This window comes from Mycolicibacterium parafortuitum (assembly GCF_002086815.1).
In the GTDB taxonomy this organism is placed as follows: Bacteria; Actinomycetota; Actinomycetes; order Mycobacteriales; family Mycobacteriaceae; genus Mycobacterium; species Mycobacterium parafortuitum.
Genome location: NZ_MVID01000026.1, coordinates 99364 through 107990 on the forward strand (window position 1 = coordinate 99364; position 8627 = coordinate 107990).

10 protein-coding genes are annotated in these 8627 nt (G+C 66.4%); 4 read left to right on the forward strand and 6 right to left on the reverse strand.

Annotated features, from left to right (window positions below; genetic code table 11):
- Positions 1-64: 64 nt before the first annotated feature.
- Entirely contained in the window at positions 65-865 is an 801-nt protein-coding gene (locus BST38_RS23165) for a hypothetical protein (protein ID WP_083145832.1), read from the reverse strand.
- A gap of 392 nt (positions 866-1257) precedes the next feature.
- Between BST38_RS23165 and BST38_RS23170 the strand changes: the two genes are divergently transcribed.
- From BST38_RS23170 to BST38_RS23185, 4 genes are all read left to right on the forward strand, one after another.
- Positions 1258-1548, forward strand: a complete 291-nt coding sequence (locus tag BST38_RS23170; protein ID WP_083145833.1) for a WhiB family transcriptional regulator — start codon at positions 1258-1260, stop codon at positions 1546-1548.
- A gap of 389 nt (positions 1549-1937) precedes the next feature.
- Positions 1938-2774, forward strand: a complete 837-nt coding sequence (locus tag BST38_RS23175; protein WP_083145834.1) for an SH3-like domain-containing protein — start codon at positions 1938-1940, stop codon at positions 2772-2774.
- A 33-nt stretch (positions 2775-2807) separates the two neighbouring features.
- Entirely contained in the window at positions 2808-3509 is a 702-nt protein-coding gene (gene scnC / locus BST38_RS23180) for a thiocyanate hydrolase subunit gamma (protein ID WP_083145835.1), read from the forward strand.
- A 9-nt stretch (positions 3510-3518) separates the two neighbouring features.
- A complete protein-coding gene (locus BST38_RS23185; protein WP_083145836.1) occupies positions 3519-3890 on the forward strand; it encodes a thiocyanate hydrolase in 372 nt (123 codons plus the stop codon).
- A gap of 15 nt (positions 3891-3905) precedes the next feature.
- Here BST38_RS23185 and BST38_RS23190 read toward each other — a convergent pair whose 3' ends face one another.
- From BST38_RS23190 to groES, 5 genes are all read right to left on the reverse strand, one after another.
- Complete coding sequence (locus BST38_RS23190) at positions 3906-4985, reverse strand: 3-deoxy-7-phosphoheptulonate synthase (RefSeq protein ID WP_083145837.1); 1080 nt, start codon at positions 4983-4985, stop codon at positions 3906-3908.
- Positions 4986-5205: 220 nt separating this feature from the next.
- Positions 5206-5574, reverse strand: a complete 369-nt coding sequence (locus BST38_RS23195; protein WP_083145838.1) for an Rv1352/Rv1906c domain-containing protein — start codon at positions 5572-5574, stop codon at positions 5206-5208.
- 51 nt (positions 5575-5625) lie between these two features.
- The gene (locus BST38_RS23200) at positions 5626-5826 is read right to left on the reverse strand and encodes a hypothetical protein (RefSeq protein WP_083145839.1); all 201 of its coding nucleotides are present in this window, start codon (positions 5824-5826) and stop codon (positions 5626-5628) included.
- A 333-nt stretch (positions 5827-6159) separates the two neighbouring features.
- Complete coding sequence (gene groL / locus BST38_RS23205) at positions 6160-7785, reverse strand: chaperonin GroEL (RefSeq protein ID WP_083145840.1); 1626 nt, start codon at positions 7783-7785, stop codon at positions 6160-6162.
- A 94-nt stretch (positions 7786-7879) separates the two neighbouring features.
- On the reverse strand, positions 7880-8182 hold the full coding sequence (gene groES / locus BST38_RS23210) for a co-chaperone GroES (RefSeq protein WP_003929249.1): 303 nt from the start codon (positions 8180-8182) through the stop codon (positions 7880-7882).
- Between the last annotated feature and the right edge of the window lie 445 nt (positions 8183-8627).

The following is an 8627-nucleotide window of genomic DNA, read 5'->3' on the forward strand; positions in this document are numbered from 1 at the left end:
ATCTGCCGGTACCAGTCGGTGCCGGCTCAGCTAAACAATAACGACAGACATGGGCACAACCCGGTTAGCGCGGACGCCACACGCCGCCCCATCTCACGACGGTCTGTGCACAGCCGTCCCGAACGGCCCGGATTTCGGCCTCCGGGCGGGTCTCGGACCCGATGTCGGCGAGCATCGACGCGATCGCCCACTGCAGCGGCACGAGACCGTACCGCTGCGTATCGGCCAAGGCCGCGTCACCTTCACGCCGGGCCGCGGCGAGGTCGCCGCTGCTGCACAGCGCGGCGGCCAGCACGATCTGCGACTTCACTCGGTGTCGCACCGATACGACGTCTGCGGCCAACCGGACCGCCCGCTCGGCATGACCGACCGCGGTGGCCCCGTTCCCGAGGAACATCGCCAACTCCGCCGACACCCAGGCCAGTCTGACCTCCTGCCGGGGCGAGCCGGCCGCACCGACCGACTCCGCCGCGCGCTCGAGCGCCCGCTCGGATGCGTCATACCGGCCGACGCCCAACGCGTCGGCGGCCAACCCGACGAGTGCGTCGCCGGCCGCCTCGGCGGTGTCAGCCGCGGCGGCGGCGCGCCCGTCCCAGGCCCTCGCGAGGTCGTGCCAGCCGAGCTGCCGCAGGAACGACGCGCGGGTGCTGAGCATCATCGACGAGATAGCTGCCGGACGGGGGGTGCGGGCCAGCCGGTCGAGGTCGACGATGGCACAGGCGTAGCGGCCCTGACCGCCGGCGGCGACCGCACGCAGCCAGAGCGCCTCGGCGCCGGTGGCCGCCGGGAGTGGCCACCGGCCGGGGTCGGAGCCGAAGGCCGCATCGGCGAGTTCGTTTGCGGAAATCGCAGCAGTGGTGTCCATCGGAGGGCGACGGTATCAATTCCGGCCTGATTTGAATATTGCGTCAGTTAACAGTTCGTGCACCCCGTGTTACCGCCATGTCAACGACGGGGTGGACAAAGGTGCGCCGTTGTCAGCGTTTACTGAGAATTCCACGCCGAAATGCCGGGTCACCGACCGGGGAGCCGGGCCGCTTTATCACCAGTTCCGTTGAGCAAAAGTCACTTTGATGAACGGGATGTAAATTCTCGGCCCGCGGGTATGCACTTGCGCACAGCGCGGGGCTATTGACGGAAATTCTCAAGCCCTTCTACGTTGTGTGCACGAGTGGTCATCGGCGACTGTGCTCGGATTGGTTCCACGACTCACGCATCCGACGCGACGCGTACCGAGTCCGAGGGAAAGGTTCTCCATTGCCGCAGCCGCAACAACTTCCGGGTCCCAATGCTGACATCTGGGATTGGCAGATGCAGGGTGTTTGCCGGGGCGTCGACTCCGCGATGTTCTTCCATCCCGACGGCGAGCGTGGACGGGCTCGCGCACAGCGTGAGATGCGCGCCAAGGAGATGTGCCGCCGGTGCCCCGTGATCGCACAGTGCCGCTCGCATGCACTGGCCGTAGGTGAGCCCTACGGCATCTGGGGCGGATTGAGCGAGTCCGAACGCGAACTCCTGCTCAAGCGCGGTATCCGCCGCAGCGCCTGAACACAGCCAGGCCGGATCCACCGGCCACCAGGCCGTGATCTTGATCGTCGGCCGCTCACCCGTATCCCGTTGGCCCGCCTTGTGTTTGCAACGGCATCGACGCACCGCACCAGGGTGGCCGCCAGACCCGCAGCGGCTATTGCCGCCGTCTGATTCGCGGTGCTAGCCTCGAAACGTTCGGCGCCTCGATCTCGACGAGCGCACTGCAGTGCTGTGGAGCGTGGGGGGCTTCGTTCTCAGAACGAAAAGTGCTGTTGCACTGGCTTTCCGCAGCAGCGTGAGTGGGCAGCCAGCAGCGGTCCGGTTGCCGTCGACGCTTGAGAACCGCGCGTCTCCCGCGATAGCTGGAAAGGCCTTCCAATGGCCGGTAGCGCACCACAACTCCGATCATGAGCGCGTCATCCGAGCGTGCCGAACAGTTGCACCTGGTATCCCGCCTGCGATCGGCGTTCCCCGAACTGCCCGACGCGCCGACAGCGGACATGCTCGACCATCCGCGTATCAAGGCCTACCTCAAGCCCGTCCACGACGTCGTCGGCGAACCGGACGCCCCACTCAAGTACGAGAACAAGCAGTACGAGCAGTGGGAAGAACTGACGTACATCATGTGCGAGGTCCTGGGGGCGCGCGGCATCTGGATGTCCGAGGAACGCCGCCGGATCGGCAACGTCGACGTCGGGCGTGCCCAATATCTGGGGCTGCCGTACTACGCACGGTGGTTGATCGCGGTGGCGCGGGTGCTGGTGGAAAAGCACCTCATCACTTTGGGCGAGCTCAGCGAGCGAATGGCCGAGGTGCAGGCGCGCTACGACGGCGGCCTGGACGGCAAGAAGCTCGAAGCGCAACCGAAATCGGTGGGAGACGGTTCGGAGGTTCCTCGCAATTCCCACCACACTCGGGCCCAGGGCATCGGTGATCCACAGATCTATGCGGGCAAAGCCGGAGACCCTGCCTTCGCCGTGGGCGACAGCGTCGTGGTCCGCGACATCCCGGTCATCTTCTACACCCGCACGCCGGAGTACGTCCGCGGGGCGACCGGACGCATCGCCTCGGTGGCCTACGAGAGCCCTGCCGCCGAGGACGAGACGTGGGGCCTGACCGACGCACCGGCCGAATGGTTCTACATCGTCGAGTTCGATATGCCGAAGCTCTGGTACGGCTACACGGGAGCACCCGAAGACAAGCTCCGGACCGAGATCCCGCAGCGCTGGCTCGCCCCGGCCTGACTGAAACTTCCTGCCGCAGAAAGGGGCTCGACGATGAGCCACCACGATCATGACCACGACCATGACCGCACGGTGAAGCCGATGGTCGACGAGATCACCGACTTCGAGGTTCTGGAGATCGCGCTGCGCGAACTGTGCATCGAGAAGGGCCTGTTCACCGCGGAGGATCACCGTCACTTCACGGAGTTCTCCGAGCAGATCGGCCCCACGCCTGCGGCGCGCCTGGTCGCGAAGTCCTGGCTGGACCCCGATTTCAAGCAGCTGGCCCTGACGGACGCGCTGGCCGCCAGCAAGGAGGTCGGCGTGGACTGGCTGGAGCCCACGGGTTTCGGCACACCGAGCGACTTCACGGCCTTCACGGTTCTCGAGGACACCCCGACGCTGCACAACGTCATCGTCTGCGGACTGTGTTCGTGCTACCCGCGCCCGATCCTGGGCAATTCGCCGGAGTGGTACCGCACGCCCAACTACCGTCGGCGCCTCCCCCGGTGGCCGCGCGAGGTCCTCGCCGAGTTCGGCCTCTACCTGCCCGCCGAAGTCGCTGTGCGGGTGGAGGATTCCAATCAGAAGCACCGGTTCATGGTGATGCCCATGCGACCGGAAGGCACCGACGGGTGGAGCGAGGACCAGCTCACCGAGATCCTCACCCGGGACTGCCTGATCGGCGTGGCGTTGCCGAAACCCGGGGTCACCTCCAACGTCATCACCGACACCCGCCCGGCCGTCCATCCGTAGGGAAACGTCATGACCACCAGAGACCCGTCGCCGCCGGTTGAGTCGGTCGAAAGCCCGACACTGAATGCGATCGTCGAACGCAACCACGTTTGGCCGGTGATGGCGGCGAAATACGGCGTGGAGAACCCGGTTCCGCCCTGGAAGACCAGCCTGGACGGACTCTGCGACGCGCTGGACCGCGCCGCCTGCGAGGCCGATGTGCCCGACTTCAAGCGGCGCCGGGACGAGGAGGACCTCCTGTCGGCGACACGCTATGCCGACCTCCCCTATCCGGAGAACCAACTGGTCGCGCTCGCGCACTCTCTGCTGGCGCGCGGAGTGATCAGCGAGGACGACCTGCGCCGCCGGATGGCCGGCATCCGCACCCGCTTGGAGGCGTGAGCCCGCGCGGACGGCTCAGCCGCGCGTACCGGCTTTCCGGTCCCCGACCGCCGCCGCGAGCTCCCGCAGCACCCGATCCGAGGCGTCCCAATCCATGCACTTGTCGGTGACCGACTGGCCGTAGGTGAGCGGACGAGCCTCCGGCGCCTGCGCACCACCGACGAGGAAGCTCTCCAGCATCACGCCGCTGACGGGCAGTCCGTCGCGCACCAGCTGTGCGACCTCGGCGCCGACCTGGGCTTGGCGCACGTGGTCCTTGCCGGAGTTCGCATGGCTGCAATCGATCACCACCCGTCCCGGCAGACCGGCCTTGACGAGCTTGTCGGCGGTTCCGGCGACGGAGTCCGCGTCGCAGTTGGGTCCGTCGGTGCCGCCGCGCAGGATCACGTGGCAGTCCTCGTTACCGAGTGTGCTGACGAGGGCCCCGCGGCCGAGGTCGTTCATCCCGAAGAAGACGTGCGGCGCGGCGGCGGCCTTCACACCGTCGACCGCCACCTGGATGTTGCCGTCGGTGCCGTTCTTGAAGCCGACGGGCATCGACAGTCCGGACGCGAGCTGACGGTGCACCTGCGACTCCGTGGTGCGGGCCCCGATGGCCCCCCACGCGACGGCGTCGGCGATGTACTGCGGGCTGGTGGGCTCGAGGAATTCGCACCCGACCGGCAAACCGATGTCGATGATGTCGAGCAGCAGTTGACGCGCGAGACGCAGACCGCGGGCCACATCGAACGTGCCGTCCATCCCCGGATCGTTGATCAGGCCTTTCCAGCCGATCGTGGTGCGCGGCTTCTCGAAGTACACCCGCATGACGATCTTGAGGCGGTCGCTGAGCTGATCGGCCACCTTGACGAGCCTGCTGGCGTAGTCGAGCGCGGCAGCCGGGTCGTGCACGGAGCACGGGCCCACCACGACCAGCAGCCGATCGTCGCGTCCGGCGAGGATGTCGGCGATCTCGTCGCGGTCGCGGGCGACACGGTCGGCCCGGCGGGCGCCCAGCGGGAACTCGCTGAGCACATCGTGCGGGCTGGGGATGTCGCTGAAGCGTAGGACGCGCCGGTCAGAGGTGTTCTGAGAGGCGATCTGCGCCATGTTCACGGTGGTGCCTTTCTGGTACGGGCACCTGGGTGAAGGTCCGGCGCCCTTTAATGACGAAAGGCAGCGACCTTGTGGTCACTGCCTGGGCTCCGGGTGGATGCGTGCTTAACGCTGCGCTTTATCGGCTCCGCCCGGAGCCTCGATAAAGCGCCAGTAGCCGGCACGCTGGATGTTCACGCCGACGAGGGTATACCGGCTCCGTCGTCCGGGCAAACCCCGCCTAGGGAACACGCACCCAGGGTGCGCAGTTCCGCGACTCGAAGGCCTTCACCGTCGAGTTGATGTTCGCGTACATCGGCCCCATCGAGATGTTCGTCGAGACGACGTTGTCCTTGTTCGCGTCCGGGGTGCTGTAGGTGAACCACAGGCACATCGAGTCCTGGGTCGGCACGTCGTTGATCCAGACACCGAAGACCGATGCCGTCCCGTCCGTCCGATAGAGCCCGGGGCTGATATCCGGGCCCACGAGGAAGAACCCGCTACCCGGAATCGGATCGATCGGGTCGGCACCGGCCTGCGGCACGGGTCCACCCACGACCGCGACGGCGCACAGAGAAGCGATTGCGTGACAGCGTCGCGATCCGGTCATGCCTGCTCACCTGCCTGTGCGATCTCACAGGCAGGTTAGGCGTTTCGGCGGCTAGATACAGACGAATCCGCTGACCAGACCACTGGGATCGGTCGCGGTGACGCATGCGTCGACATTGCGGTTGAAGTCCGCTCCCGCCCACTTGCCGACGGGTCCCTTTCCGGGGCCGCGCCCCCAGTGCTTCCAATCGTCGTGATGAGGCTTGTCGGTGCTGATGTCGATACCCGGAGTAATGGGCGCCGCGTTCGCCACAGCCGCTCCTACCCCGCTACCCAGCCCGAGTCCGATTGCCAGCACGGCTCCAGCAAAAAGCCGACCCTGATTCGTGATCCTCTTTTCTCCCATAATGATTCAGACTACTGCTTAAGCAAGTTAATTTCATCGACCACTAATTGACGTGTGCGGCAATGGAATTGGCGACATTGCCTGCTGGACATCAATTCTGTTGTCATACAAGGATTCCCGGAAGGAAGTTCCTCACCCCCATGACGCTGAGGCCCGACGCGCGGAAGGCCGAGCCTCACCTCAACGAAAACACCCCCGGCCTGTACAGGCCGGGGGTGTTTCGATATTTCGGTGTATCGATCAGTGGTGGTGATGACCGTGGCCGTGGCCGTGGCCGTCATCCTCCGGCTCCGCCGGCTTGTCGACGATCGCGGTCTCGGTGGTGAGCACCATGCGTGCCACCGATGCCGCGTTGACGACCGCGGAGCGGGTGACCTTGACCGGGTCGATGACGCCGTCGGCGATCAGATCGCCGTACTCCAGCGTCGCGGCGTTGAAGCCCTGTCCCGCCGGCAGCTCGGAGACCTTGTTCACCACGACCGAGCCGTCCAGGCCGGCGTTGGTGGCGATCCAGTACAGCGGCGACGACAGCGCGGACGCGAACACCTCGACGCCGAGCAGCTCGTCGCCCTTGAGCTCCGAACGCAGCTTGTCCAGTGCGGTACGGGCCTGCACGAGGGCTGCGCCACCACCGACGACGATGCCCTCCTCGACCGCTGCCTTGGCAGCGGCCACGGCGTCCTCGACGGCTTCCTTGCGCTTCTTCAGGTCCGTCTCGGTGGCAGCGCCGACCTTGATCACGGCAACGCCACCGGCCAGCTTGGCCAGGCGCTCTTCGAGCTTCTCGCGATCCCAGTCGGAGTCGGAGACCTCGATCTCGGCACGCAGCTGGGCCTTGCGGGCCTCGATCGCATCCCGGGTTCCGCCGCCGTCGACGATCACGGTGCTGTCCTTGTCGACCACGACGCGACGCGCCGTGCCGAGCACATCCAGACCCGCCTCACGCAGCAGCAGGCCCACGTCGGGGTTGACGACCTGCCCGCCGGTAACGACCGCGAGGTCGTCCAGGAACGCCTTGCGACGGTCGCCGAAGAACGGCGCCTTGACGGCGACGGCCTTGAGCGTCTTGCGGATGGCGTTGACGACCAGCGTCGAAAGCGCCTCACCCTCAACGTCTTCGGCCACGATCAGCAGCGGCTTGCCGGCCTCGGCGACCTTCTCCAGCAGCGGGAGCAGGTCGGGCAGGGAGCTGATCTTCTCGCGATGCAGCAGCACCAGCGCGTCTTCGAGCACCGCTTCCTGCGAATCGAAGTCGGTGACGAAGTAGGCCGAAAGGTAGCCCTTGTCGAAGCCGACGCCCTCGGTGACCTCCAGGTAGGTCTCCAGCGTCGACGATTCCTCGACCGTCACGACGCCGTCGTTGCCGACCTTGGTCATCGCCTCGCCGACGAGCTCGCCGACCAGCTCGTCACGCGACGAGACGGTGGCGACCTGGCCGATGGCGTTCGCATCCTTGACCGGGGTGGCCGAGGCCAGCAGGGCCTCCGACACGGCGTCGGCGGCCTTGGAGATGCCCGCGCCCAGCGCGATCGGGTTCGCCCCGGCGGCGACGTTGCGCAGGCCGGCCTTGACGAGCGCCTGGGCCAGCACGGTGGCGGTCGTGGTGCCGTCGCCGGCGACGTCGTTGGTCTTGGTCGCGACGGACTTGACCAGCTGTGCGCCGAGGTTCTCGAAAGGATCCTCGAGGTCGATGTCGCGCGCGATGGTCACGCCGTCGTTGGTGACGGTCGGCCCGCCCCAGGACTTGGCGAGCACCACATGGCGGCCACGGGGACCCAGCGTCACCTTGACCGCGTCGGCGAGCTTGTCGACACCGACCTCCATGGCGCGACGCGCGGTTTCGTTGAATTCGATCTGCTTACTCATGAATGTCTTTCCCTAGGGACGGGTGGGTGGAACGCGCACCGCCCCGGACATCACCCGCATGTACGGGAACGTCCGGGGCGGAACACGATTCGCTCTACTTGGAGACGACAGCCAGCACGTCGCGGGCCGACAGGATCAGGTACTCCTCGCCGTTGTACTTGATCTCGGTGCCGCCGTACTTGCTGTAGATGACCACGTCGCCCTCCGACACGTCCAGAGGAATCCGCTTCTCGCCATCCTCATCCCAGCGGCCGGGGCCAACTGCGACGACGGTGCCTTCCTGCGGCTTCTCCTTGGCGGTGTCGGGGATGACCAGACCGGACGCGGTCGTGGTCTCGGCCTCGTTGGCCTGAACGAGGATCTTGTCCTCGAGTGGCTTGATGTTCACGCTCGCCACGATGGAGCCCCTTCACTCGATTTAGGTGTGTGTACTCGGTGGCCGGCTCTTCCCTCGCGCCGTCGTCGCGGGTGCCGACACGGGGGTGGACCGACCTGCCGCCTAGCACTCTATACAGGAGAGTGCTAGCACTCAAGGCTGGGGTGGCACACTTCTTCCGTCAGCGAACATTCCCGGTGGCTATCCGCGGAGCGAATCTCAGGCTCAATTCGCGCGCCTATCCCCAGTGTGCGAGGTCGGACGCGGTCGACGCCAGGAAATCGCCAGCTTTGGGGCGTTTATCCACAAAGCCGATTCCATCCCCAATCAGGGCTTTCGGGCCCTGACTTGTCACCCCACGCCGGTAGACTCGCACACATGTTCGAAGTGTCGGTGGCCGATCCCGGAGCGCTTGGCGGGCTCTCCGATGCCGACCTGATCGATGCGGCCCGGGCGGCGAGCCGGG